The sequence below is a fragment of the Streptomyces sp. NPDC029139 genome, assembly GCF_055564335.1.
This window is the reverse complement of sequence record NZ_JBVHWN010000001.1, coordinates 218246-242336: the sequence shown is the minus strand read 5'-3', so window position 1 is coordinate 242336 and position 24091 is coordinate 218246. Positions and strand designations below refer to the sequence as shown.

21 protein-coding genes are annotated in these 24091 nt (G+C 73.4%); 10 read left to right on the top strand and 11 right to left on the bottom strand.

Annotated features, from left to right (window positions below; genetic code table 11):
- Window positions 1-47 precede the first annotated feature (47 nt).
- From ACZ4VW_RS01030 to ACZ4VW_RS01010, 5 genes are all read left to right on the top strand, one after another.
- Complete coding sequence (locus tag ACZ4VW_RS01030; protein ID WP_467957049.1) at window positions 48-710, top strand: isochorismatase family protein; 663 nt, start codon at window positions 48-50, stop codon at window positions 708-710.
- Window positions 707-2689, top strand: coding sequence for an anthranilate synthase family protein (locus tag ACZ4VW_RS01025; RefSeq protein WP_467957047.1), 1983 nt, complete (start codon window positions 707-709; stop codon window positions 2687-2689). Before ACZ4VW_RS01030 ends, ACZ4VW_RS01025 begins: the two co-directional genes overlap by 4 nt.
- Window positions 2690-2778: 89 nt before the next feature.
- Window positions 2779-3804, top strand: a complete 1026-nt coding sequence (locus tag ACZ4VW_RS01020; protein ID WP_467957045.1) for a ketoacyl-ACP synthase III family protein — start codon at window positions 2779-2781, stop codon at window positions 3802-3804.
- Between the two features lie 208 nt (window positions 3805-4012).
- Entirely contained in the window at window positions 4013-5116 is a 1104-nt protein-coding gene (locus tag ACZ4VW_RS01015) for a 3-deoxy-7-phosphoheptulonate synthase (RefSeq protein ID WP_467957042.1), read from the top strand.
- Between the two features lie 316 nt (window positions 5117-5432).
- The gene (locus ACZ4VW_RS01010; protein ID WP_467957040.1) at window positions 5433-7796 is read left to right on the top strand and encodes a non-ribosomal peptide synthetase; all 2364 of its coding nucleotides are present in this window, start codon (window positions 5433-5435) and stop codon (window positions 7794-7796) included.
- A gap of 74 nt (window positions 7797-7870) precedes the next feature.
- Here ACZ4VW_RS01010 and ACZ4VW_RS01005 read toward each other — a convergent pair whose 3' ends face one another.
- A complete protein-coding gene (locus ACZ4VW_RS01005) occupies window positions 7871-8278 on the bottom strand; it encodes a VOC family protein (RefSeq protein WP_467957038.1) in 408 nt (135 codons plus the stop codon).
- A gap of 89 nt (window positions 8279-8367) precedes the next feature.
- Between ACZ4VW_RS01005 and ACZ4VW_RS01000 the strand changes: the two genes are divergently transcribed.
- Window positions 8368-9417, top strand: a complete 1050-nt coding sequence (locus tag ACZ4VW_RS01000) for a helix-turn-helix transcriptional regulator (protein WP_467957036.1) — start codon at window positions 8368-8370, stop codon at window positions 9415-9417.
- Here ACZ4VW_RS01000 and ACZ4VW_RS00995 read toward each other — a convergent pair.
- Both ACZ4VW_RS00995 and ACZ4VW_RS00990 read right to left on the bottom strand, forming a co-directional pair.
- Window positions 9392-10606 (bottom strand): FAD-dependent monooxygenase, encoded by a 1215-nt coding sequence (locus ACZ4VW_RS00995; protein WP_467957034.1) that lies wholly within the window; start codon window positions 10604-10606, stop codon window positions 9392-9394. The genes ACZ4VW_RS01000 and ACZ4VW_RS00995 overlap by 26 nt on opposite strands.
- Window positions 10607-10688: 82 nt before the next feature.
- The gene (locus tag ACZ4VW_RS00990) at window positions 10689-12158 is read right to left on the bottom strand and encodes an MFS transporter (RefSeq protein WP_467957032.1); all 1470 of its coding nucleotides are present in this window, start codon (window positions 12156-12158) and stop codon (window positions 10689-10691) included.
- Between the two features lie 80 nt (window positions 12159-12238).
- On the opposite strand from ACZ4VW_RS00990, the gene ACZ4VW_RS00985 reads away from it, so the two are divergent.
- Window positions 12239-12829, top strand: a complete 591-nt coding sequence (locus ACZ4VW_RS00985) for a CGNR zinc finger domain-containing protein (RefSeq protein ID WP_467957030.1) — start codon at window positions 12239-12241, stop codon at window positions 12827-12829.
- A 74-nt stretch (window positions 12830-12903) separates the two neighbouring features.
- Here ACZ4VW_RS00985 and ACZ4VW_RS00980 read toward each other — a convergent pair whose 3' ends face one another.
- From ACZ4VW_RS00980 to ACZ4VW_RS00945, 8 genes are all read right to left on the bottom strand, one after another.
- Entirely contained in the window at window positions 12904-14049 is a 1146-nt protein-coding gene (locus ACZ4VW_RS00980) for an acyl-CoA dehydrogenase family protein (protein WP_467957028.1), read from the bottom strand.
- On the bottom strand, window positions 14046-15695 hold the full coding sequence (locus ACZ4VW_RS00975) for an AMP-binding protein (protein WP_467957026.1): 1650 nt from the start codon (window positions 15693-15695) through the stop codon (window positions 14046-14048). The genes ACZ4VW_RS00980 and ACZ4VW_RS00975 overlap by 4 nt, the downstream gene beginning before the upstream one ends.
- Window positions 15692-16660 (bottom strand): transketolase family protein, encoded by a 969-nt coding sequence (locus ACZ4VW_RS00970; RefSeq protein ID WP_467957024.1) that lies wholly within the window; start codon window positions 16658-16660, stop codon window positions 15692-15694. Before ACZ4VW_RS00970 ends, ACZ4VW_RS00975 begins: the two co-directional genes overlap by 4 nt.
- Complete coding sequence (locus ACZ4VW_RS00965) at window positions 16657-17439, bottom strand: transketolase (protein ID WP_467958123.1); 783 nt, start codon at window positions 17437-17439, stop codon at window positions 16657-16659. Before ACZ4VW_RS00965 ends, ACZ4VW_RS00970 begins: the two co-directional genes overlap by 4 nt.
- A 333-nt stretch (window positions 17440-17772) precedes the next feature.
- Window positions 17773-18798, bottom strand: coding sequence for an N-acetyl-gamma-glutamyl-phosphate reductase (argC, locus tag ACZ4VW_RS00960; RefSeq protein ID WP_467957022.1), 1026 nt, complete (start codon window positions 18796-18798; stop codon window positions 17773-17775).
- On the bottom strand, window positions 18795-19658 hold the full coding sequence (locus tag ACZ4VW_RS00955) for a RimK family alpha-L-glutamate ligase (RefSeq protein ID WP_467957020.1): 864 nt from the start codon (window positions 19656-19658) through the stop codon (window positions 18795-18797). The genes argC and ACZ4VW_RS00955 overlap by 4 nt, the downstream gene beginning before the upstream one ends.
- 45 nt (window positions 19659-19703) lie before the next feature.
- Window positions 19704-19886, bottom strand: a complete 183-nt coding sequence (locus ACZ4VW_RS00950; protein ID WP_467957018.1) for a lysine biosynthesis protein LysW — start codon at window positions 19884-19886, stop codon at window positions 19704-19706.
- 136 nt (window positions 19887-20022) lie between these two features.
- Entirely contained in the window at window positions 20023-21009 is a 987-nt protein-coding gene (locus ACZ4VW_RS00945) for a LysR substrate-binding domain-containing protein (protein WP_467957016.1), read from the bottom strand.
- A 272-nt stretch (window positions 21010-21281) separates the two neighbouring features.
- On the opposite strand from ACZ4VW_RS00945, the gene ACZ4VW_RS00940 reads away from it, so the two are divergent.
- Genes ACZ4VW_RS00940 through ACZ4VW_RS00930 form a run of 3 tightly spaced genes read left to right on the top strand, consistent with a single transcriptional unit; the run spans window position 21282 to window position 24076 of the window.
- Window positions 21282-22175 (top strand): family 3 encapsulin nanocompartment shell protein, encoded by an 894-nt coding sequence (locus ACZ4VW_RS00940; RefSeq protein WP_467957014.1) that lies wholly within the window; start codon window positions 21282-21284, stop codon window positions 22173-22175.
- 60 nt (window positions 22176-22235) lie between these two features.
- On the top strand, window positions 22236-23309 hold the full coding sequence (locus ACZ4VW_RS00935) for a sulfotransferase (RefSeq protein ID WP_467957012.1): 1074 nt from the start codon (window positions 22236-22238) through the stop codon (window positions 23307-23309).
- Window positions 23306-24076: an SDR family NAD(P)-dependent oxidoreductase gene (locus tag ACZ4VW_RS00930; RefSeq protein WP_467957010.1), complete on the top strand. Its 771-nt coding sequence runs from the start codon at window positions 23306-23308 to the stop codon at window positions 24074-24076. Before ACZ4VW_RS00935 ends, ACZ4VW_RS00930 begins: the two co-directional genes overlap by 4 nt.
- The last annotated feature ends 15 nt before the right edge of the window (window positions 24077-24091 follow it).

The following is a 24091-nucleotide window of genomic DNA, read 5'->3' as shown; positions in this document are numbered from 1 at the left end:
GCCCCTTGCCCCCCTTCCCCCTCCTTCTTCTTATTCCTGGAGCCACCATGGCGATTCCTCTGATCGACTCCTATCCCATGCCGGCCGAGGACGAGCTGCCGCGCAACACCGCGACCTGGACGGTCGACCCCGACCGCGCGGTGCTGCTCGTCCACGACCTGCAGAACTACTTCCTGAGCCCCTTCGGACTCGGCGGCCCGGACGAGGGCCGCCAGCCGCTGACCGATCTGATGGACCACACCGAGGCGCTGCGCGGAGCCTTCGCGGAGGTCGGCGCCCCCGTCGTCTACACCGCGCAGCCCGGCGGCATGACGGACGAACAGCGCGGACTGCTGAAGGACTTCTGGGGCGCCGGGATGAGCGCCGACCCGGACCACCGGGCCATCCCGGAGCGGATCGCGCCGGCCCCCGGCGACCGGGTGTTCACCAAGTGGCGGCCCAGCGCCTTCTGCCGCACCGACCTGCTCGCCCTGCTGCGCGAGACCGGTCGCGACCAGTTGGTGATCTGTGGGGTGTACGCGCACGTCGGCATCCTGATGACCGCCCACGAGGGCTTCTCCCACGACATCCAGACCTTCGTGGTGGGCGACGCCGTCGCGGACTTCTCCGCCGACCGGCACCGCGAGACGCTCGCCTACGTCTCCTCCCGGTGCTCGGTCACCGTCTCCACCCGTGCGGTCCTGGCCGCGCTGGACGGAGGTGCCCGATGAGCCCCCGCCCGACCCCGCGGCGGCCCGCGCGCCCGCATCCGCTGCTCGAGCGGGTGCTCGGCGCCGACCCGCCGCCGTTCGCCCTGCTGCACCGGCCCGGCGCGACCGGGCCCGACCGGATCGACCTCATCGTCGGCAGCACCGCCGAGCGGGAGCTGATCGCCGACATCCCGCTGCCGGACGCCCCGGCGGGCGGCGGCGCCCGGCACGAGGTCCTCGCCCTGCTGCCGTACCGGCAGATCCGCGAGCGCGGCTTCGCCTGCCCCGACGACGGTGCGCCCCTGCTGACGATGGACGTCGAGGACCAGGCGGTGCTGCCGCTCGACGAGGTCCTCGACGCGCTGCCCGACCTGCCGATCGCCATGGACGAGGGGTCCTTCGACGCGGACGACGAGGAGTACGCGGCGCGGGTGCTCCGGGTGCTCACCGAGGAGATCGGGAGGGGCGCCGGTGCCAACTTCGTGATCAAGCGCTCCTTCACCGCGCGGATCGACGACTGGTCGGCGCGGACCGCGCTCTCGTTCTTCCGCCGGCTCGCGGGCCGCGACCCCGGCGGCTACTGGACCTTCGTGGTCCACACCGGCGGCCGGACCTTCGTGGGCGCCTCGCCGGAGCGCCACATCAGCCTGGACGCCGGCCAGGTCGTGATGAACCCGATCAGCGGCACCTACCGCTACCCCGCGGAGGGTCCCGAGCTGACCGGACTGCTCGACTTCCTCGCCGACCCCAAGGAGGCCAACGAGCTGTACATGGTGCTCGACGAGGAGCTCAAGATGATGGGCCGGGTCTGCGACCTGGGCGGCCGTGTCACCGGCCCCGCCCTCAAGCAGATGGCCCGGCTCGCCCACACCGAGTACCTCATCGAGGGCCAGAGCTCCCTCGACGTACGGGACATCCTGCGCGAGACCCTGTTCGCGCCCACGGTCACCGGCGGCCCGCTGGAGAGCGCCTGCGAGGTGATCAGCCGTCACGAGCCGGAGGGCCGCGGCTACTACGCGGGGGTGGCCGCGCTCATCGGCCGGGACGAGCACGGCGCCCGCAGCATGGATTCGGCGATCCTCATCCGCACGGCGGAGATCGACGCGGCCGGACAGGTCCGCATCCCGGTCGGCGCCACCCTCGTCCGCGACTCCGACCCGGCGGGCGAGGCCGCCGAGACCCGGGCCAAGGCGGCGGGGCTCATCGAGGCGCTGCGCACGCCGGTGGGCGCTCCGGCCGGCCGGGCCGGGGCGGCGGCCGCCCTCGCGGCCCACCCGGACGTGCTGCGGGCCCTGGCCGCCCGCAACGAGCCGCTGGCCGACTTCTGGTTCCGGCCGCCGGCCGAGCGCAGCCGCCCGGTGCCCGGACTCGCGGGCCGGCGGGTCCTCGTGATCGACGCCGAGGACACCTTCACGGCGATGGCCCGCCATCTGCTGGAGGCCCAGGGGCTGCGGATCGTGGTGAAGCGGTTCGACGAGGAGTTCGCGCTCGACGCGCACGATCTCGTCATCGTCGGGCCGGGCCCCGGCGACCCGAGGGACACGGCCGACCCCAAGATCGCGCGGATGCGGCAGGTGACCGCCGAACTCCTCGACCGGGGCATCCCGTTCCTCTCGGTCTGCCTCGGCCACCAGGTGCTGAGCACGCTGCTCGGCCTCCCGCTCGTACGGCATCCGCTGCCCACCCAGGGGCTCCAGCGGCACATCGACTGCTTCGGCCGCACAGAACCCGTCGGCTTCTACAACACCTTCGCCGCGCACGCCGAGCGCGACCTGATCGACTGCCCGGCCGCCCGGCCCGGACAGGTCCGGGTGTTCCGCGAGGAGTCCGGCGAGGTGCACGCGCTGCGCGGTCCGGCGTTCGCCTCGGTGCAGTTCCACCCCGCCTCGGTGCTGACCCGGCGCGGTGGCGAGCTGCTCGCCGAGATCGTCTCCGGGCTGCTCGGAGAGGTAACGGAGCTTTATCGGCAGGCCGTTGTCCCCGCCCCGATACCTGCATAACGTCATAACCGGTAACAGACGTTCGGGTCCGCACCGCCTCGACCCGGCCGGCCCCGCCCACCGCGTCCACCCAGGAAAGGACCTGTCCGATGCGCTTCGACAACATCTGGATCGCCGGCACCGGAGGCACCCTCGGTGACTCCGTGCCGGTGGCCGAGGCGGTGGCCGACGGCTCCTACTCGGCCGACGCCGCCGCCAGCACCGGCATGATCAGCTACTCGCGCTCGGCCGAGGCGCCGCCGGAGATGGCGGTCACCGCGGGCCGGCAGGCGATCAAGGAGGCCGGCGAGAAGGGCGCGCGGATCGACCCCGACTCGCTCGTCCTGCACAGCCACGGCCACTTCCAGGGCATCGACATGTGGCCGGCCGCCTGCTGGATCGCCCGCGAGCTGCTCGGCCCCACCCTCAACAGCATGCCGATGACCGTCGCCGCCTGGTCCAACGGCTCGCTCGCCTCGCTCGACGTCGCCGCCTCCACCCTCATCGCCCGCCCCGACGTGCCCTCCGCCCTGATCACCCTCGCGGACCGCTTCGCACCGCCCAGCAACCGCTGGTACACCTCGCCCGGCATGGTCTTCGGCGACGGCGCCGCGGCCGCCGTGGTCACCCGCGACACCGGCCGGCTGCGCCTGCGGTCCCTGGTCAGCGAGACCGACACCGTCCTGGAGGGGCTGTCCCGCGGCGCCGAACCGTTCCGCACCGCGCCCGCCGCGGAGCAGCCGGACATGCGCCGCAGGACCCGGGAGTTCCTCGCCACCGGCGAGGTGTCGCTGCGCGACGTGCAGACCAGGTCGGTCGAGCGCACCCGCAGCGTGGTCGGCCGCGCCCTCGGCGAGGCGGATGTGGCGCCGGACGGCATCGACTGGCTGGTGACCCCGTTCGTCGGCCGGACCCTGCACCGCGAGAGCTTCGTACGGCACCTGGACATCGCCCCGCGCAACTCGCTGCACGAGCTGGGCCTGACCATCGGTCACCTCGGCCCGTGCGACCAGCTGTACGGCCTCGACCACCTGCTGAGGAACGACCTGCTGAGCCCCGGGGACCGCGTCCTCGTCATCGGCACCGGCATGGGCTTCACCTTCTCCGCCGCGGTCCTCACGGCCGACGGGATCTGACCCCCGGCCCGGCACCCCGACCATCCGCCCGGGCCCACCGCCCCGACCATCCGCCCGAGGCCACCGCCCGGGCCCACCGCCCGAGGCCACCGCCTCGGCCCGCCGCGCCGGGGCCCACCGACCCGCCCGCACCGCCGTCCGCCCTTCGCGCGCGACCGTCGCCCGCGATCTCCGCCCGCCACTCCACCCCAGGAAGGGACATCCGCACATGAGCCTCGTCCGCACCTCCGCCAACGCCGCCGCCGGCACGTTCGCCGCGGCCCCGGCCGCCGCCCGGCTGCCCACGCCCGCCGAACTCCGCGAGGAGATCCCGCTACCGCCGCTCGCCCGCAAGACCACGCAGAGAGCCCGCCGGGAGATCGCCCGCGTCCTCTCCGGCCAGGACGACCGCCTGCTCGTCATCGCGGGTCCGTGCTCCGTGCACGACCCGGACGCCGCCCTCACGTACGCCGAGCGGCTCTCCGCGCTCGGCGCCGAGTACCGGGACCGGCTCCTCGTCGTCATGCGGGTGTACGTCGAGAAGCCCCGCACCCGCGTCGGCTGGAAGGGCCTGCTCAGCGACCCGCGCCTGGACGGCTCGCAGGACCTGCCCAGCGGACTGCGCCTGGCCCGCGGGCTGATGGCCCAGATCGCGGGCAGCGGCCTGCCGGTCGCCTGCGAGTTCCTCGACCCGCTGGTGCCGCACTACCTCTCCGACGCCGTCTCCTGGGGCTGCATCGGGGCCCGTACCGTCCAGAGCCAGGTCCACCGACAGGTCACCAGCGGCCTCGGCATGCCGATCGGCTTCAAGAACGCCACCGGCGGCAGCGTCGAGGACGCGGTGGACGCGATCGTCTCCGCCTCCCACCCGCACGTCTACCCGGGTATCGGGGACGACGGCAGGGCCGTCGTGGTCAGCACCGAGGGCAACCCCGACGGTCACGTGGTGCTGCGCGGCGGCAGCGCCGGACCCAACTACCAGGCCGAGCCGGTGGCCGACGTGCTGGCGCAGCTGGCCGCCGCCGGGCTCCCCCAGCGGCTGGTCGTCGACGCCAGCCACGGCAACAGCAACAAGGACCACGAGCGCCAGCCGCTGGTCACCGGCGACATCGCCCGGCGCATCGCGGCCGGGGAGGAGGGAGTCGCCGGCGTCATGATCGAGAGCTTCCTCGCCGCCGGCCGGCAGGACCTCACGATCGGCCGCACCGACCTGCTCACGTACGGACAGAGCGTCACCGACGCCTGTGTGGACTGGGCGCAGACCGCGCACATGATCGAGGAGCTCGCCCTCGCGGTAGCCTCCCGCCGCGCCGCCCGCTCCCAGGCGGCCTGACCCACCCCCGCCGCGCCGCCCGCCCCCAGGCGGCCCGATCCCCGCCGGCCCCCTCCCGGCACAGCCGGCCCCACCGCCGAGCCCGGCCCTCACGGCCGAGCCTCGACCGGCCCCCACCCGGCTCCCTCACCGCCGGGGACCGCCGGCCGGAACCCCCACCGCCGCGCGCACCCCCTCCGTGCGCGGCGTCCCGCCCGGCACTCCCCGGCACCCGGCACTCTCCGCCACATCCCCGTCACCCCCGGCGGGCGCCGCCGCGCAGGCGAGCACCCCGCCGTCATCCGACTTCGTGAACATCCCGAGAGGAATCAACACCGTGGCAGTCAACACGAGTTCGACCCTGCCCCTGGCCCGCGTGCTCGACGGTGCGCGGACCGCCGTGCCGCACCGGCACACCCTCACCGTCCCGGCGCCCGCCGCCGCCCGCCCCGAGGAGTACGCGACGGCCGCGCTGGCCGCGCTCGTGCACCGCTACACGGGCGAGACGGAACTCCTCGTCGGACGGCAACGGCACCCGGACGCCGTCGAGTCCGCCGCGATACGGGTGGCCGGGGACACCACCGCCGCCGAGCTCCTGGAGGCGGTGGCCCGGGCCGGCGCCACGGACGCGGCCGAGGCGCCCGCGGGCCGTCCCGCGCACGCCGCCGTCACCACCGTCGGCCGCCCCGCCGGCGCGGCGCTCGCCGCCCTGACCCTGGCCGTCTCCCCGGCCGACGGCACCTTCGAACTCAGCTTGGACAGCGCGGAGTTCGACGAGCAGGCCGCCGAGCAGTACGCCCGCCACCTGGAGCGGGTGCTCGCCGCCCTGGCCGCCGCGCCCGAAGGCACCGTCCACGACATCGCGCTGCTCACCGACGAGGAGACCCACCGCACCCTGGTCGAGTGGAACGACACCGCCGGGCCGGTCCCGCAGCCGTTCTTCCACGAGCGCGTCGCCGAGCACGCCCGGCGCACCCCCGACGCGCTGGCCGTGATCCTGCCCGGCGCCCGGCTGACGTACCGCGAGCTCGACGACCAGGCCAACCAGCTCGCCCACCGGCTGACGGCCCGCGGGGTCAAGCCCGGCGACCGTGTCGGCGTCTGCTTCCCGCGCAGCGCGGAGAGCCTGATCGCCCAGCTGGCCTGCTTCAAGCTGGCGTGTGCGGCGATCCTGCTGGACAGCGACTTCCCGGCGGAGCGGATCCGCTACATGATCGAGGACGCCTCGGCCGCCGCCGTGCTCACCCTGGCCGCCCACGAGTCGAAGGTCGAGGGCCTCGCCCCGGTCCTCGCCCTGGACACCGACGACTGGCGGACCGAGCCGGTCACCGAGGTCAGCGAGCCCGTCGCCGCGGACGACCTGATCCACATCTGCTACACCTCCGGTTCCACCGGCGCCCCCAAGGCCGTCATGGTCCGCTTCGGCGCCGCCCGCAACCTGATCCACAGCATGAGCGAGCTGTGCGGCATGTCCAGCGCCTCCCAGGGCACCTGGCTGGCGGCCCCCGGCTACGGAATGATCGAGGTCGAGTGCTTCCCCGTGCTCGCCGTCGGCGGCACCGTGCACATCCCGGACGTCTCCGTGGTCGCCTCCGAGTTCCGCCTCCAGGAGTGGTTCCTGCGCGAGGGCATCACCACCACCCTCCTCATGAAGCCGATGGCCGAGCGCCTGTGGCGGCTGGAGTGGCCCGACGACACCCCGCTGGAGAACATCCGGGTCTGCGGCGAGCGCATCCAGTCCTGGCCGCCGGCCGGCCTGCCGTTCCGCCTCATCAACCTGTACGGTTCCGCCGAGGCGACCGTCGTCGCGAGCTGCGACATCACCGAGATGGGCGAGCGGCTCGGCGAGGAGGGACGCGCCCGCAGGCTGCCGCCCATCGGCCGGCCCACCACCAACGTCACCATCTACGTCCTCGACGAGGACCTGCGCCCGTTGCCGCCGGGTCTGGTCGGCGAACTGTGCATCGCCGGCGTCAGCCTCTCGGCCGGCTACCTCGGCCGCCCCGAGGCCACCGCCGAGAAGTGGATCACCAACCCGATCGACCCGGCACGGCACCCGATCATGTACCGCACGGGGGACCTCGCCCGGTACTGGCCGGACGGCAGCATCGAGATCGTCGGCCGCACGGACAACCAGGTCAAGGTGCGCGGCAACCGCGTCCACCTCGGTGAGATCGAGGTCGTCCTGACCACGCTGCCCGGCGTCCAGCAGGCCGCGGTGCTGGCCCGGCAGGACGGCCAGGGAGACGTGCAGCTGACCGCGTACATCGAGCCCGACACCGGTGCGGCCCCCTCCGTACGGGACATCCGCCGCGGTCTCTCCCAGCGGCTGCCGTCCTTCATGGTCCCCGCCGCATTCGTCATCGGCGGGCTGCCCACCAGCGTCAACGGCAAGATCGACCGTGCCGCGCTGCCCGAGCCGCCGCGCTCCCGCCCGGACGTCGACACCGCCTACCAGGCGCCCAGCGGCGCCCTCGAGGAGTCGCTGCACGGACTGTGGACCAAGGTCCTGGAGCTGGACGGGGTGGGCGTCCTCGACAACTTCTTCGACCTCGGCGGCGACTCGCTGCGGGCGGCCCGGCTGACCGAACTGGTCCGCGAGGAGCACGGGGTGGAACTGGAGCTGGTCGACCTCTTCGACGAGCCGACGGTGGAGAAGATGGCCGCCCTGGTGGCGCGTACCGCCGCCGCGGCCGCCTGACCGCGCGCTGTCGTACGAGACGGTGGCCCCCACGTGTCCACGTGGGGGCCACCGTCGTCCGTACGGGAGGGGCCTCAGGCGCCCAGCATCTCCAGATAGTGCTCGTTGTACATGATGCCCAGGACGTTGCCGAAGGGGTCGGTCACGGAAGCGGTGACGAAGCCCGGGCCGTACTCGGTCAGCGGCGTGTACAGCGTGGCGCCCATCGAGAGCAACCGGTCGAGGGTGCCCTCCACGTCGTCGACGTGCCAGTGGCCGATCGCACCCCCGGGCGCGTCGGGCAGACCGGGCGGGGCGTAGCGCCGGTCGATGAGGCCGAGTTCGGTCTGGTGGTCACCGATCCTGAACTCGTAGTAGGCGGCGGGCTTGCCGTCGCCCGGGCGCTCGAAGTACGGCTCGACGCCCAGCAGTTCCGCGTACCACGTCTTGGCTGCTTCCACGTCGTCGGCAAAGAAGTTGACGGTGGCAAGTCCTCGCAGCATGGGTGGTTCCTTCCTTCGTTCCGTGACCGTGACCATCCTCTGACCCAAAGTGCTCACCAAGTGAGCACTTTACGAGACAAGCTGGTGACATGCGCGCTGACCGACTCGTCGCCGCCCTGCTGCTCATGCAGCGCCGGGGCCGGGTGACCGCCGCCGAGCTGGCGAAAGAACTCGACGTGTCCGTCGCCACGGCCCGTCGCGACCTGGAGGCGATGTCCGCCGCGGGCATCCCCGTGTACCCGCAGCCCGGCCGCGGCGGCGGCTGGTCGCTCGTCGGCGGGGCCCGTACCGACCTCAGCGGCCTGTCGGCAGACGAGGCCCAGGCGCTCTTCCTGCTCGTCGGCCCCGCCGCGGCGGCCTCCGGGGACGCCAAGGCGGCACTGAACAAGCTGCTGCGGGCGCTGCCGCAGACCTTCCGGGCCGATGCCGAGGCCGCCGCCGGCGCCACCATGGTCGATCCCACCCCGTGGGGCGACCGCGAGCGCGACCGCCCCGAGCTGGTCGACCGGCTGCAGGCCGCAGTGGTCCGCCGGCGCAAGGTCCGCCTGACGTACACCGACGGGGCCCGGGAGCGGACCGAGCGGATCGTCGACCCCTGGGGGCTGGTCGACAAGGACGACACCTGGTACCTGATCGCCGGGACCGAGCGGGGCCGCCGCACCTTCCGCGTCGACCGCATCATCGCCGCGGAGCAGACCGGCGGGACCGCCGAGCGCCCCGGCGACTTCACGCTCACCACGGCCTGGCAGGAGGTCGTCGGCGACGTGGAGCGCAAGCGCTCGCGCACCTGGGCGACCGTGCTCGTCGAGGCGCGGTACCTGGACGTCCTGCGCGACCGGTTCGGACGCCACTGCCACCCCGACGGGGAGAACGCCGACGGCCGCGCCCGGGTCCGCGTCGGCGCACCGACCCCGCTGGACCTCGCCCGCAACCTGGCCGGCTGGGGCGCCCTCGTCGAGGTCCTCGAACCCGCCTCCGTACAGGCCGAACTGGCCCGCATAGGAGCCGAGCTCACCGACCGCTACGCCGGAGAACACGCGCGTCACGACGACCGCCACCCCTCTGCGAGCGAGGGGTGGCGGTCGGCGTCCGGTGCGCGGGAGGAGCCGCGTGTCATGCCGCCTCGGCAAGCGCCCTAGAGGGCCGTCGGGTCTCCGTGAACGACGTGGAGCCGTGCAGCCACGCCACGGCGTCCCGCAGCCCGGTGGGGGAGAGGTCCGCCAGCATCGCGTTGCGGGCCGGCACGTCCGCCCCGGCGGCGTGGTAGAGGCGTTCGCCCAACTCCCGCGCGGTCAGCGTGGTCCGGGCCGTCCGGTCCCGGCGCAGCGTGTTGTACTCCACCAGCCACCGCGGTGCGTCCACCGACGCCCGGGCACCGAGCAGCCCGCCCAGGACCACCGCGTCCTCCAGGGCCATGCAGGCACCCTGGGCGGCGTACTGGAGCATCGGATGCGCGGCGTCCCCGAGGAGCGCCACCCGGCCGTCCACCCACCCGTCGACCGGGTCACGGTCGCAGAGCACCCAGATCTTCCAGTCCCGGCCCAGTTCGAGCAGCCGTCGTGCCTCCCCGCAGAGCCCGGGGAACTCGCCCAGGACGTGGGTCCGGCTCGCGGGCGCCCCGGTGATCTCCTCGCGGGCGCCGTCGTCCCGGGTCGCCGCCAGGTTGAGGAACGCGCCGCCCCCGATCGGATAGTGCACGAAGTGCCAGCCCGGGCCCGCCCACAGCGTGACGGCCTTGGAGCGCAGCTCCTCGGGCACCTCCGCCATCGGGATCACCGATCGGTAGATCGTGTGCCCGGAGATCCGCGGACCGCCGTCGCCGACGAGCTGTGCCCGCACCGCGGAACGCAGCCCGTCCGCGCCGAGCAGCACGTCCGCGGAGAACCGCTTCCCGTCCGCGGTCAGCGCCGTCACCCGGTCGGCGGTCTGCCGGTAGCCGGTCACCCGGTGCCCGGCGAGCAGCTCCACGCCGGCCGCGCGGCAGCCGTCGAGCAGCGCCCGGTGCAGATCGCCGCGGTGGACCACGGCGTACGGGCCGCCGAACCGGGTCCGGTACGTGCCGGTCAGCTCCATGGCGGCGACCCGCTGCCCGGACGTGCCGTCCAGGAACCGCAGTTCGTCGATGAAGTCGGCCCGCTCGGCCACCCGGTCGCGCACCCCCAGGACGGAGAGCGCGTGGAAGGCGTTGGGCGCCAGCTGGATCCCGGCGCCGATCTCCGAGAACTCCGGGCGGCCCTCCAGGACCGTCGCCCGGTGTCCGGCCCGGGCCTGGGCCAGAGCGGCGGCGAGGCCGCCGATGCCGCCGCCCGCGACGAGTATGTGAGTCATCCTCTGCTCCTCTCTTACGCCTTACGCTGCGGCGGCCGGCCCCGTCGCTCGGGGCCGGCCGCCGGAGATCAACAGCTGGGATCTACTTCGCCGTGGCCGGTGCGCCGGTCGCGACGGCGGCCTTCTTCTCACCGCCGGAGGCGGCGGCGGGCGTGGCCGAGGCCACGGCGGTGCGCCGCAGGCCGAGGATCGAGACCACGACGATGGCCACGGACAGGCCGGTCGTGAACCAGAACGCTCCCTGGAAGCCGCTCAGCGGGATGGTCGCGACCTTGGCGCCGTGCACGACACCGGCGAGAGCGACGCCCACCGCGAGGCCGATGCCGACACCCAGCTGACGGCTGGAGTTGAACAGGCCGGAGGCCAGACCCATCTGCGGGCCGGTGACACCGCTGGTGCCCGCGATGGCGGTCGAGATCATCATGACCGTCACGCCCAGACCGATCAGCACACCGCCCGGCAGGACGCCGAGCCAGTACGAGCTGTCCGCCGTGACCTGCGCGAGCAGCCCCGCGCCGACGGCCAGCAGCACACCACCGGCGATCAGCACGTTGCGGGCGCCGAGCTTGTGGGTGAGCTTGACGACCGGGAGGCTCGCCAGGAAGACCACGAAGGCCTGCGGGAAGAAGCCCATGCTCGCCTTCAGCGCGGAGTAGCCCAGCACCTGCTGCATGTACATGGTGATGAAGAAGGTCGACACCGACATCACGCCACCGGACAGGAACGCGATCCCGTTGCCCGCCGACAGCGCGCGGTTACGGAAGATCGACAGCGGCACGAGCGGCCCGGAGACCCGGGTCTGGACGACGAGGAAGGCGATCAGCAGGGCGGCGCCGCCGGCCAGCGAGACGAGGACGCTCGTGGCGCCCCAGCCCTTGCCGGAGGCCTCGGTCAGACCGTAGGTGAGGGCGCACATCGCCGAGGTGACCAGGACCGCGCCCGGCAGGTCGAGACGGGCGGAGCCGGCGGTCTTGTGGTCGGCGAGGAGCCGGCGGCCGGCCAGCGCCACGAGCAGGATGCCGACCGGGACGTTGACGAGCATGACGGCGCGCCAGGTGAGGAACTCGGTGAGCAGACCGCCGGCGACCACGCCGCCGGTGAAACCGGCCGAGGAGACCGCGCCGAAGATGCCCATCGCCTTCACGCGCTCGGGACCCTCGGGGAAGCCGCCGGCGATCATCGCGAGGACCGCCGGGGAGACGGCCGCCGCCGACAGGCCCTGCACGGCGCGCGCCAGGACGAGGATCCACGGCTCGTTGGCGATGCCGCCGACGAGCGAGGCGATCGTGAAGACCGCGAGACCGGTCACGAACATGCGCTTGCGGCCGAAGACGTCACCGGCGCGGCCGCCGAGCAGCAGGAAGCCGCCGTAGAAGAGCGCGTAGGCGCCGACGACCCACTGCAGTCCACTGGCGGTGAACCCGAGGTCACGCTGCATGGCGCCCAGGGCGACGTTCACGATGGCGAAGTCGAGGACGAGCATGAACTGTGCGGCGCACAGCAGGCCGAGCGGCGGCCGGGTCGTGCCGGCCGTGCTGGTGGAGCTGGTCATGAGATTCCTTTCAGGGGGGTGTCACGGGGAGAGGGAGCGGGGGATACCGGCGAAGCTGGTTGGCCGGTAGGGTCTGGGGGATGACGGAACCCAAGCGCGTGCGACAGCCCGGAGACCGTGAGGTGGCCCCCGGCCGGCTCGCCCTGGTGCAGTCCTTCGTCAACAGCGTCAACGTGGAGTTCGGGCCGGACGAGTTCGCGTCCGTCGCGGGGCTCGCGCGGTGGATGGAGCGGCAGGGATTTCCCGCGGGAGCCCACGCCCCCTCCGAGCCCGACCGTCGCGAGGCGGTCGAGGTCCGGGAGGCGCTGCGCGCCCTCATGCGGGAGAACAACGGCGCCGGCCCCGACCCGGCGGCCCGCGCCGTCGTCGAACGCGTCGCCGCCCACTGCCCGCTGGTCCTGGGCTTCGACGAGGACGGCGTGCCCCGCCTGCGCCCCGGCGGCACCGGCACCCGGGGCATGATCGGCCAGGTCCTGGCGATCGTCGTCGAGGCCGCCGGCGACGGCACCTGGCAGCGCCTGAAGGCCTGTCACGAGCACCGGTGCGAATGGGCCTTCTACGACCGGGCCCGCAACCGCAGCGGCCGCTGGTGCTCCATGGCCGTCTGCGGCACGCGCTCCAAGATGCAGACCTACCGACAGGGACTCCGCACCCCGGCCGGCGCCCGCTGACAGCAGCGCGGCCACGGACCGTACGGCGTCCGCCGGCCGTAACGCCCCGGCCGGAGTCTCGGCCACCGGGGCGGTCACGGCGCGAACTCCTTGCCGAGCAGCATCCTCGCCACGGTCAGCTTGGTGGCCGCCGCCGTGCCGTCCGCGAGCTGCAGACCGATGACGTCACGCAGCCGCTGGGCGACCGGGCCGTCCTCGCTCCAGCCCATGTGCCCCATCGTCAGCAGGGCCTGGTGCACCGCCTCCACGGCCGCCTTGGGCGCCCACCACTTGGCCATGTTCGAGGGGATACGGGGATCCTCGCCCCGGTCCGCCTTCCACAGGGCCTCGAAGCCGACCAGCCGGGCCGCGTGCAGCAGCGTCGTGTGCTCGACGAGCGGGAACACCACCGACTGGAAGCGGCTGATCGGCTGCCCGAAGGCGGTGCGCCCCGACGCGTGCGCGTACGCCTCCGCGAGGGCGGCGTCCCCGACGGCGATGGCCATCAGCGCGATGTACGCCCGGGAGACCCCGAAACCGCGCATCACGGCGCCGAAGCCCCCGCCGGGCGCCCCGACCAGGTCCTCGGGGCCGACCCGCAGGCCGTCGAAGACCAGCCGTCCGCGGCCGCCGGAGCGGCAGCCGAGGTCGGTCAGCCGCTCCTTGCGGACCCGGTCCCCGTCGAGGCGGGTGTAGAACGCGCTGATGCCGTGGGCGCCCTCGCCGCCGGTCCGGGCGAAGACCAGCGCGTGCGTGGCGTAGGCGGTGACCATGATCGAGGTCTTCTCGCCGGAGAGCAGCCAGCCGTCACCGTCGGGCTCGGCGCGCATCTCGATGCCCGCCGCGTCCGTGCCGTGCCCGGCCTCGGTGAGCGCGAGCGCCACGACCGCCTCGCCCCGCGCGATCGGCGGCAGCCAGCGCTCCAGCTGCTCCGGGCTCCCGTTGGCGGCCAGGACGCCCCCGATGAGCGCGGCGTTGAGCACGGGGAAGCACACGGACAGATCGGCCGCCGCCAGCTTCTCCAGCGCGATACCGGCGCTGACGGCGTCGAGACCCTGCCCGCCGTACTCCTCGGGCACCCGCAGCGCGAACAGGCCGGCCGCGGCCATGTCCTCGATCAGACCCGGGCGGTACGCGCCGCGACGGTCGTTCTCCTGGCGGTGCGGGGCGATCTTCTCGGCGGCGAACTCCTCTATGCGCTTGGCCAGTTCGTCCTGCTGGGCGGTGAAGGCGTAGTTCATGAGGCCGTGCGTCCTTCCTGGGCCCGGAGTCGGTCCCGCAGAGCGAATTTCTGGATCTTTCCGGAGGGGGTCCTCGGCAGCGCCGGCACCAGTTCGAGCCGCTCGGGCCAGTACGTGCGGGCCATGCCGAGCCCGGCGAGGTGGCTGCGTACGCCCTCCAGATCGGGGGCGGCGCCGGTGGTGACGAGGAACGCGCAGGCCCGCTCGCCGAGCCGCTGGTCCGGGTAGCCGACCACGGCGACGTCCCTGACCACGGGGTGGCGCAGCAGGGCCGCCTCGACCTCCACCACCGGGATGTTCTCGGCACCGCGCATGATCACGTCCTTGACCCGGCCCGTGATCCGTATCCCGCCGTGGCCGTCGGCCCGGGCGAGATCGCCGGTGTCGAACCAGCCGTCGGCGGTGACGCAGGCGTCGTACACGTCCTGGCGCCGGAAGTAGCCCAGGCACTGGGCGGACCCGCGCACCTGGAGCAGGCCGGGGGAGCCCTCGGCCACCGGATCGCCGTCCTTGTCGACGATCCGCACCTCCATGCCGGGCACGGTGGTGCCGTCGCTCTCGGCGGCGCGCAGCGGAGGCTGTTCGGGACGGGTGACGGTGACGCAGCCGTTCTCCGTCATGCCCCACAGGGCGTACACCCGGCAGCCCAGCACCTCGCGCGCGTCCTCCACGAGCAGCGGCGCTATCGGCGCGCTGCCGGTGGCGAAGCTCCGCAGCGCCGACAGGTCGTGGGGGGTCTCGCGCTGGGCGTGGATCAGGTCGGAGAGGAAGGTGGGGGCGCCCATGAAGAAGGTCACCCGCTGCTCCTGAAGGGTCCGGAGCATCTGCCGCGGGTCCCAGCGGTCCACCTGCACGGCGGTGGCGCCGAGCAGCAGTGGCATCACGAAGTTCCAGGTGAAGCCGGCCTGATGGGTGGTCGGCGAGCCCATCGCCGTGACCTCGGCGCCGGTGAGCCCGAGCACGTCGGCCTGCGCCTTGTTCATCGAGTACAGGGTGTTGTGGCTGTGCAGCACACCCTTGGGCTCGCCGGTGGTCCCGGAGGTGAACATGATCTGGGCGGCGTCGTCGGGCCCGGCCTCGAGGATGTCCAGCGAGGCGAGCAGCTCCGGGTCCGGCTCCGGCTCGTACAGATCGCGTACGAAGTCCAGCGCGCCGGCGGAGAGGTCACCGGCCCCGGAGCCGAGCAGCACCCGGTGGCGCAGGGTCGGGACGGCCTCGGCGATCTGCGCGCTCATCTCCGCGTACGAGAAGCCGCGCAGCTCGGCGGCGCCGATGTAGACCGGGCTCGCCGTGAGCCGGGTCATGAACTCCACCTCGCGGCGGCGCATCACCGGTACCACCGGGCCCGCGATCGCGCCGACCCGGGCGGCGGCCAGGCAGAGTGCCACGAGTTCCCAGGAGTTGGGCAGCTGCAGGGTCACCACGTCGCCGCGGCGGACCCCGAGCCGGAGCAGACCGACCGCGAGCCGGTCGACCCGGCGGGACAGCTCGGCGTAGCTGAGGGACCGGAAGGCGTCCCCCTGGTAACAGACCAGGGCGGTCTTGTCCGGCTGCTCGCGCGCCCAGCGACGCAGATCGTGCAGGATCGTCTCGTCCCGCCACCAGCCGGCGGCGCGGTAGGTGTCGGCGGTGTCGGCGGCGGTCACCGGATTCCTCCACGGCGTGATTCGAGCGAGGTGCGGGCGCGCTCGGCGATCGCCCGGGCGCTCACACCGCCCCGTTCGAGGAGATAGCGCTGGCTTCCGGCGACGGGGACGAACTCGTCCGGCAGCGCCATGCGGTGCACCCGCACCGGGCGTACGGCGCTGAGCGCCTCGGCGACGGCCGAGCCGAAGCCGCCGGAGCTCCAGTGCTCCTCCACGGTGATGACCGTGTCGCGCACGCCGAGCGAGCTCAGCAGCGCCGGGGTGTCCAGCGGCTTGACGGTGTGCAGGTGCAGCACGTTCGCCGTGATGCCCTCGGCCTCCAGCAGGTCCGCCGCTTCCAGGGCGGCCAGCGTCGGGTACGGCCCGCAGGCGGCCAGGGTGATGTCCGTGCCGTGCCGCAGCTGCTGGGCCTTGCCGATCCGCAGCGCCGGGCCGATGGGCAGGTCGGGGGTGGCGCCGCGGCCGAGCCGGAAGTAGACCGGTCCGCCGAGCGTGAGCGCCTGGCGCAGCAGTTCCTCGGTGCCGGCGGCGTCGCCCGGGACCACCACGGTCATGTGGGGCAGGGCCCGCATCACCGCGAGGTCCTCCAGGGCGTGGTGCGTCGGGCCGAGGTGCCCGGCCGACACCCCGGAGTGGGTGGCCGCGATCAGCACCGGCAGGTTGCCCATCGCGATGTCGATCTTCACCGCCTCCACCGCGCGGGAGGAGGCGAACGCCGCCATGGTGTTGACCAGCGGGATACGACCCTCCCGGGCGAGGCCGGCGGCCGTGCCCATCAGGGTGTGCTCGGCGATGCCGAGGTTGAGATAGCGGTCGGCGGCGGAACCGAAGTCCACCCCGCCGAACAGACCGGTGTCGCTGTCCAGGACGACGAGCCGCGGCTCGCCGGGGAGCAGTGCGGCCACCGTGTCGCGGTACACCTCGCGCGCGGCGCGCGGCGGCGCGGGGGCCGGAGCCGTGGTCATCGGCGCTCACCGCCCTTCGGCGCAGCGGAGGAGGCGCGGACCGCGTTGAGCGCCCGCTGGTGCTGTCGGCCGCTCAGCCGCGCGTAGTGGCTCTTGGCCTGGCCCTCGATGAACGGCACGCCCTTGCCCTTGACGGTGTGGGCGATGATCACGGTGGGCTGCTCCGGGTCCGCCGGCAGGGTCAGGGCGGTGGTCAGCTGTTCGGCGTCGTGGCCGTCGGCCTCCAGGACGCGCCAGCCGAAGGCGCGCCAGCGGTCGGCCAGCGGCTCGAGGGAGTTGACGCTCTCGGTGCCGCCGGTGATCTGGAGCCCATTGCGGTCCACGATCGCGGTCAGGCTGCCCAGCCGGTGCGCGGAGGCCACGGAGGCGGCCTCCCAGACGGAGCCCTCCTGGAGCTCACCGTCGCCCATGACCACGAAGCAGCGGCGGTCCGAGCCGTCGAGACGGTTGGCCAGCGCGTAGCCGACGCCGAGGGCGAGACCGTGACCGAGCGAGCCGGAGGCGATCTCCACACCGGCGATCTCCGGGTGCGGGTGGGCCATCAGGTGGCTGCCGGGCCGGGCGTACTCGTCGAGCGCCTCGGCCGGGAAGTAGCCCGCTTCGCAGAGCGTCGCGAACAGGGCGATGCCGCCGTGACCCTTGCTGAGCAGCAGGACGTCGCGCTCGGGCAGGCCGGGGAAGCGGGGGTCGTGCCGCATCACCCGGAAGTACAGGACGGACAGGATCTCGACGAGCGACATCGACCCGCCCAGGTGGCCGCCCTCGGGGCCGGCGCACATGGCGACGATGTGCTCCCTGATCCGGCCGGTGATCCCGGCGAGCTCGGCCGCGTCGGGGCCGTGCGCGTCGAGGCTGGAGATGTCGGTGCCGGTGAGATCGGTGCGGGCGGGGGCGCCCCGCAGCAGAGGCGGGCTGCTCATGCCTGGGTCCTTTCGACTGGTACGGGACGAGGTACGGGAGGGGTACGTGACGTGCCGGGCGGGACCGGGCGGGTCCGGACGAGGTGCTGCCGGGCGGGACCGGGCGGGTCCGGACGAGGTGCTGTCGGGCGGGACCGGGCGGGTCCGGACGAGGTGCTGTCGGGCGGGTCCGGACGAGGTGCTGTCGGGTGGTCAGTTGGGGTGCAGGCCGGTGAACTCCAGGCCGCGCACCTCGGGCTCGCCGAAGCGCACGTTCATGCACTGCACCGCGTTGCCCGCGCCGCCCTTGACGAGGTTGTCCAGCGCCGCGATCACGGTGACGGTGGAGGCGCCCCGGTCCAGGGCGAAGCCGACGTCGCAGAAGTTGGAACCGGAGAGGATCTTGGCGTCGGGGAAGCGGTGCATCCCGCGCCGGGCGGCGACGATCCGCATGAACGGCTCGTCGGCGTAGCGGCTCCGGTAGGCGGACCGGATGGCGCGCTCGTCGACGCCGTCGGCCAGGGTCGCCCGGCTGAGCAGCTGGACGCCGCGGACCGCCTCGACGCCGGTCGCCGACATCCGGACGGTGTGCCCGGTGGCCTGGGCGATCTCCGCCTCGTGCCGGTGCCGGGTCGGGGCGAACACCCGCAGGGCGCCGCTCCGTTCGGCGTGCAGGTTCTCCGCGCCGGCCTTCGCGCCGGAGCCGCTGGAGCCCGTCCTGGCGTCGACCGTGATGTCGCCGGTGATGAGCCCGGCCTCGGCCAGCGGGACGAGGGAGAGGATGCCGGCGGCGGCCATGCAGCCGGGCACGGATATCCGGTCGGCGGTGCGCAGCCGCTCGCGGTGGTGCTCCGGAAGGCCCTGGACGAAGGTGCCGATGAGTTCGGGGGCCTCGTGCGGGGTGCCGTAGTAGTCCTCGTACACCTCCGGGTCGCTCAGCCGGAAGTCGCCGGACAGGTCGATGACGACGGTCGCCCGGTTGAGGAACTCCGGCATCCGGAGCATCGTCTCGCGGTGCGGGGTGGCGAGGAACAGCACGTCGACGCGGGGGAGTTGGTCCTCGGAGGAGAACGTCAGCTTGGTGCGACCGCGCAGATTGGGGTGGACGCCGTCGATCTGGCGCCCCTGCAGGGTGCGCGAGGTGGCGGCCACCAGGTCCACCTGGGGGTGGTTGACGAGGAGCCGCAGCAGCTCCCCGCCGATGTAGCCGGCCGCTCCCAGTACTGCCGCGCGGATCATGACTCTGCCTTTGCTGTCAGGAGGGCGGCGATCGCGTCCGCCACATCGAGGTCGGTTCCGTAGGTCGACTGCAGGCCGCGGAACTCGACCCGGTCGTTGACCTCCAGGACGGTGAGCCGGCCGCCCGGCTCCTCCAGGAGGTCCACCCCCGCCACGCAGGCGCCGACGGTGTCCGCCGCCGCGACCGCGAGCTCGGTGAGGTCCTTCTCGAGCGGGCAGCGTTCGCTGACCGCGCCGCGCGCCACATTGGTGCGCCAGTCCTCGCTGCGGCGGTAGGTGGCGCCGACCGCCCGGCCGCCCACGACGAGGACCCGGATGTCCCGGTCCGCCTTGGCGACCTCGCGCTGGACGTAGACGATGTGCGACTGGGGGGAGGGCAGGGCGGCGAGGTGCTCCAGCACGGCCTCCGCCATCGCCCGGTCGGTCACCCGGGTGACGAGGCGCCCCCAGGACCCGACCAGGGGCTTGATCACCGCGGGATAGCCCAGCTCCTCCAGGGCCTTGAGGGCCGCCTCCGGAGTCAGGGCGAGCGTGGTCTCCGGGGTCGGCAGGCCCCGGGCGACCAGGGCCGCCGAGGTCTGCCACTTGTCCCCGCAGACGGCCGTGGCGGCGGCACTGTTGAGCACCGTCACGCCCGCCGACTCCAGTGCGGAAGCCGCGTACAGGGCACGGTAGTGACCCACTTCGCGGTTGAGCACGATCTGCGGGCCGTCCCAGGGCGTTCCGGCCCGGACCGACAGAGCGCGGGGGTCGATCTGTTCACAGGCGACGCCGCGCCTCTCCAGCGCGGTCAGGATGTTCTTCTCCTCGAACCGGACCCGGGAGGCGAGGACACCGAGTCGCGCTGCCGCAGAGCTCATCAGGGAAATCTCCTTCTCGTCTTCTCGTCGGGATGGCCGGGCCGGCTACTCGCCCCAGTCCTCCTCGACCTCCGGGGCGAGGATCAGCTGCGGCGGCTCGACGGACTCGATCTCGAGTTCCATCCGGCATTCCGGGCACTCGACTATTTCGCTGACCCGGGCGTCCGTTCCCAGCGACACCTCGGCGTCGCACTCGGGGCACTCGGGCGCAATGAGGGTTTCCTGCATGGCGATTACCTCAATTCTTCCGTGGAGGTGGTGAATCGGAAATTACTGTAGTGCCGCTGCGGTGCCCTATTCCGGAGTGCTCCGACAAATGATCTGATCGGAACGAGGGCGTGTGCTTATGGACGGTGGGACGCCGTCAGGCGGCGGCCGTCGCGAGGAGGGGAGCGCCGGCCGGGCCGGCGGGCTCTGCGGGGTCCGCGGTGGTGGCCGGGTCGGCCGGGGTGGCCGGGGCCGGCTCCGAGGCGGCGTCCGGGAGGAGCGGATAGCCGCGCAGCGCCTGACGGAAGGCCTTCTCCGCGATCGCGGCGAAGCCTTCCGGTACGCCCCCCGGGGCCAGCGACATCGTCACCGGCACCGGCTCGGGCGGCGGCGGAAGCCCGGGGCGTACGGAGGGGGTCAGCCCCCACAGCTCGTCCCCGTTGGCGACCAGGCACGTCATGCCGAGACCCGCCTTCGCCGCCGAGCGCAGCCCGATCAGCTCGCTGCTCTCGTACGCGATCCGCCACTCGATCCCCGACGCGTCGAGGACTTCGCGGACCCGGCTCCGGAGCGTGCAGGGCTCCGGGAAGAGCGCCAGTGGCAGCGCGCCCCGCTCCCCGTGAGCCGGCCGCCCGAACCAGGCCATGCGCATCCTCCCCAGCTCCCGGGTGTCCGTGTCGGCCCCGGGCGGATCGGTCTGGAGCAGCAGCGCCGCGTCGAGCTGACCGCCGGCCAGCTGGGCCGACAGCTCCTCGCTCGCCCCGGTCCGCACGCTCAGCTGGGCCTGGGGCATGCCCCGGTTCAGCAGCCGCAGGAACTCGGGCAGCATCTCCGCGAGCTGGCTCGCCACGCCGATCGACAACATGATGTGGCCGGCCTGCGGGATGAAACGGTCGACCGCCTCGTCGTTCAGCGCCACCATGCGGCGGGCGTACCTCAGCAGCTCCTCGCCCCGCGGGCTGAGCCGCAGATTGCGTCCCGTGGAGGCGAACACCGGACTTCTGATGAGACCGCTGAGCTGACGTATCTGCTGGCTGACCGCGGGCTGGGTGATGTGCAGGGACTCCGCCGCCCTCCGGAACCCGCCGAGGTCGACGACGGCCACCAGAGTCCTCAGCCTGTTTATCTGCAAGTCGTGATGCATTCTCCCACCCACATCGTCGAAGGACGTTCCGTGAAGTCTGGGCTCAGCCTAGGGTCGGCGGTTTCGGCGGCGCCATGGATGCGGTCACGGACCGGATGTGACATCTTCATGTGACGGGTGTGCAGCGCTCAAGAACAGGGCCGGCGGCTGGAATTACCTCCTCTTATTCCAGCCATAAACACAAGCCATCGACTTTCTCCCTGGAAATCCCGGCGGGTGCCTAATGTGAATGGCCACCACCGAACATTTCAACGAACACCTGAGGAGACGTCATGCTGGCAGCCACCGCTGATTCCGCAGTGCAGCAGGGAGTCCAGATACAGCTCGCCGACCCGGCGCTCACCACCCGCAGCCCGGGTGAGGAGTTCGCCTGGTCGGTGCGCACCGCCGGCGAGGACCAGGACCACGAGGTGCCCTTCCGCGCCCATCTCCCCGCCGTCTTCCCGCTGTTCGCGACCCGGCCGCGCTACGCCGTCCGCCACCTGCTGAAGACGGCCTCGGTCGCCGACGCGCCGGTCACCTTCGTGCACGAGCCGCCGGCCGCCCGCCTCGCCGCCGCCGGCACCTCGTACCAGGCCACCCCCGAGGGCGCCTTCGCCCCCCGGCTCGAGCAGGCCGAGCTCACCGATCTCACGGTGCGCGTGCCGCTGCCCGCCGGGCTCCTGGACCAGCCGGCGCTGCTCGCCTCCTTCGTCGACTACCGCGTGCTGGTCCGGCTGTCGGTGGTCGAGAACGAGACGCTGCTCCACGGCAGCGCCGACAAGGCGATCACCGGCCTGCTGAACCTTCCCGAGATCCGCCGCGGCACGCTCGGCGACGACGTGTACGCCGCCATCACCGAGGCCGCCGCCGAGGTCGAGGAGACGGGCGGCTCCTGCGACGGGATCGTCGTCCACCCCTTCACGTACTGGGAGCTGGTCCGGGCCGGTGTGCTCGGCCAACTGGGCGCCGCCGGCATCACCGTCTCGCGCACCCGCATGATCCCGCGCGGCCAGATCCTCCTCGGCGACTTCCGCGCCGCCGTCACCCTGCTCGTCCCGGGCGTCGCCTCGCTGGCGCTGCGCCGCGGCGCGGGCCCGGACGGCTCCGACGCCATCGAGGCGAGCAGCCGGATCGGTCTCGCCGTCCACCTGCCCCAGCACTTCCTGCTGCTGACCCGCGACTGACGCCGACCGATCCGTGACCGACCGCGTCGTCGTCGGCACCACGAAGGGACCCCCACCACCATGACAGGCCCCTCCCCGCGCGTCCTCTACATCACCGGATGGATGCGCAGCGGCAGCACCCTGCTCGGCAACGTCCTCAACGAGGTCCCCGGCGTCCGGCACGTCGGAGAGCTCTTCTACCTCTGGCGCAACGGCGTCCTCGGCGCCGGCACCAACTCCAGCTGCGGCTGCGGGCGTCCGCTGCGCGAGTGCCCCCTCTGGTCCGGCATCCTCGCGGCGCTGCCCGAGGGCTCGGCCGAGGCCACCGCCCACCGGATGGCCACGCTCCAGCAGGCGCTGCTGCGCACCCGGCACACCCCCGCCCGGCTCGCCGAGGCCCGCGGCGAGCGGCCCACGGCGCCCGGCGTCAAGGAGCTCCTCGACCACTCGGCCTCCGTCTACCGGCAGGTGGCCGCCCTTGGCGGCGACCGCCTGATCGTGGACGGCTCCAAGTACCCGGCGGAGGCGGCCGCCCTGCTGGGCCGCGCCGACCTGGACGTACGGGTGCTGCACATCGTGCGGGACCCGCGGGCCACCGCGCTGTCGTACCGCAGCGCGAAGGACTACATCGACCCGATGTCCCCGGCCCGCAGCAGCGGGTACTGGACGGCCTTCAACCTCGCCTCCGAACTGGTCGGCCGGACCGCCGGCGAGCGCTACCTGAGGATCCGTCACGAGGACCTGGCGCACAGCCCGCGCGAGGTGACGGCCCAGGTCCTGCGCTTCGCGGGCCTCGACGCCGAGTCGCCGGTGGACGCCGAGGGCCGGGTCCCGCTCGGTGCCAACCACACCGTCACCGGCAACCCGGACCGGCTGCGCCGGGGCGTCACCCAGATCCGCCCCGACGAGCGCTGGCGCACCAAGCTCCCCGGCACCGACATCGCGGCGGCCACCGCGGCGGCGGCGCCCCTGCTGGCCCGCTACGGCTACCCGCTGACCGCCTCCGGACCCTCCCGCCCGACCGGCGCGGGCGCGAGCACCGGCACGCGGACGGGCAGGGGCGCGGGTACGGGTGCGGGCTCCCGGAACTCCGGACCGGCCGGCCGGCCGGTGTCGCGGACCCCGGGACCGCCCTCGCGAGGTGAGGCCCCGTGAACCTGGGTCTCACCGGACGCACCGCCCTGGTCGCGGCCTCCAGCAGCGGGATCGGCCTCGCCGTGGCCCGCGTCCTGGCCGGCGAGGGCGCCGACGTCTCGATCTGCGGCCGTGACCCCGAGCGGCTCGCCCGCGCCCACAAGGAGGTGGAGGACTGCGGCACGGGCCGGGTGCTGAGCACCGTGGTCGACGTGTCCGACGAGGACGCCGCCGCCGCCTGGGTGCGCCGCACCGCAAAGGAGTTCGGCGGACTGCACGTGGTCGTCACCAACTCGGGCGGGGTGCCCTTCGGTCCCGTGGAGGACTTCGACGTCGCCGAGTACCGCGAGGCGGTGAACGACAACCTGCTGCCCCATGTGTCCATCTCGCTGGCCGCCGCCCCGTACCTGCGGGCGGCCGGTTGGGGCCGGATCATCATGATCACCTCCGAGTCGGTACGCCAGCCCCACCCGGGCAGCGGCCTGTCCTCGGTGGCCCGGCTCGGTGTCCTCGGCTTCGCCAAGGGCCTGGTCCACGCCTTCGGCCCGGCCGGAGTGACCGTGAACGTGCTGGCGCCCGGCTTCCACCGCACCCCGATCCTCGACGTGCAGTACGGCGACGAGGTCGAGGAGCGCCTGGCCGAGGTCGCCGCCGGGATCCCGCTGGGCCGGATCGGCCGGGCCGAGGACCTGGGCGCCCTGGTGGCCTTCCTCGCCAGCGAACAGGCCGCCTTCGTCACCGGCGGCGTACTGGTCGCGGACGGCGGCAACACCCGCGGCATCGGCTGACGGGCTCACCCGCCG

Bases quoted from the DNA above. Each gene is read 5' to 3' on its own strand.
- ACZ4VW_RS01020 (WP_467957045.1), top strand. From the start codon at position 2,779: ATGCGCTTCGACAACATCTGGATCGCCGGCACCGGAGGCACCCTCGGT.
- ACZ4VW_RS00955 (WP_467957020.1), bottom strand. From the start codon at position 19,658: ATGAGCTCTGCGGCAGCGCGACTCGGTGTCCTCGCCTCCCGGGTCCGG.
- argC (WP_467957022.1), bottom strand. From the start codon at position 18,798: ATGATCCGCGCGGCAGTACTGGGAGCGGCCGGCTACATCGGCGGGGAG.
- ACZ4VW_RS00940 (WP_467957014.1), top strand. From the start codon at position 21,282: ATGCTGGCAGCCACCGCTGATTCCGCAGTGCAGCAGGGAGTCCAGATA.
- ACZ4VW_RS01030 (WP_467957049.1), top strand. From the start codon at position 48: ATGGCGATTCCTCTGATCGACTCCTATCCCATGCCGGCCGAGGACGAG.
- ACZ4VW_RS00995 (WP_467957034.1), bottom strand. From the start codon at position 10,606: ATGACTCACATACTCGTCGCGGGCGGCGGCATCGGCGGCCTCGCCGCC.
- ACZ4VW_RS00985 (WP_467957030.1), top strand. From the start codon at position 12,239: ATGACGGAACCCAAGCGCGTGCGACAGCCCGGAGACCGTGAGGTGGCC.
- ACZ4VW_RS00935 (WP_467957012.1), top strand. From the start codon at position 22,236: ATGACAGGCCCCTCCCCGCGCGTCCTCTACATCACCGGATGGATGCGC.
- ACZ4VW_RS00950 (WP_467957018.1), bottom strand. From the start codon at position 19,886: ATGCAGGAAACCCTCATTGCGCCCGAGTGCCCCGAGTGCGACGCCGAG.
- ACZ4VW_RS00990 (WP_467957032.1), bottom strand. From the start codon at position 12,158: ATGACCAGCTCCACCAGCACGGCCGGCACGACCCGGCCGCCGCTCGGC.
- ACZ4VW_RS01025 (WP_467957047.1), top strand. From the start codon at position 707: ATGAGCCCCCGCCCGACCCCGCGGCGGCCCGCGCGCCCGCATCCGCTG.
- ACZ4VW_RS00980 (WP_467957028.1), bottom strand. From the start codon at position 14,049: ATGAACTACGCCTTCACCGCCCAGCAGGACGAACTGGCCAAGCGCATA.
- ACZ4VW_RS00945 (WP_467957016.1), bottom strand. From the start codon at position 21,009: ATGCATCACGACTTGCAGATAAACAGGCTGAGGACTCTGGTGGCCGTC.
- ACZ4VW_RS01015 (WP_467957042.1), top strand. From the start codon at position 4,013: ATGAGCCTCGTCCGCACCTCCGCCAACGCCGCCGCCGGCACGTTCGCC.
- ACZ4VW_RS00970 (WP_467957024.1), bottom strand. From the start codon at position 16,660: ATGACCACGGCTCCGGCCCCCGCGCCGCCGCGCGCCGCGCGCGAGGTG.
- ACZ4VW_RS00965 (WP_467958123.1), bottom strand. From the start codon at position 17,439: ATGTGCGCCGGCCCCGAGGGCGGCCACCTGGGCGGGTCGATGTCGCTC.
- ACZ4VW_RS01000 (WP_467957036.1), top strand. From the start codon at position 8,368: ATGCGCGCTGACCGACTCGTCGCCGCCCTGCTGCTCATGCAGCGCCGG.
- ACZ4VW_RS01005 (WP_467957038.1), bottom strand. From the start codon at position 8,278: ATGCTGCGAGGACTTGCCACCGTCAACTTCTTTGCCGACGACGTGGAA.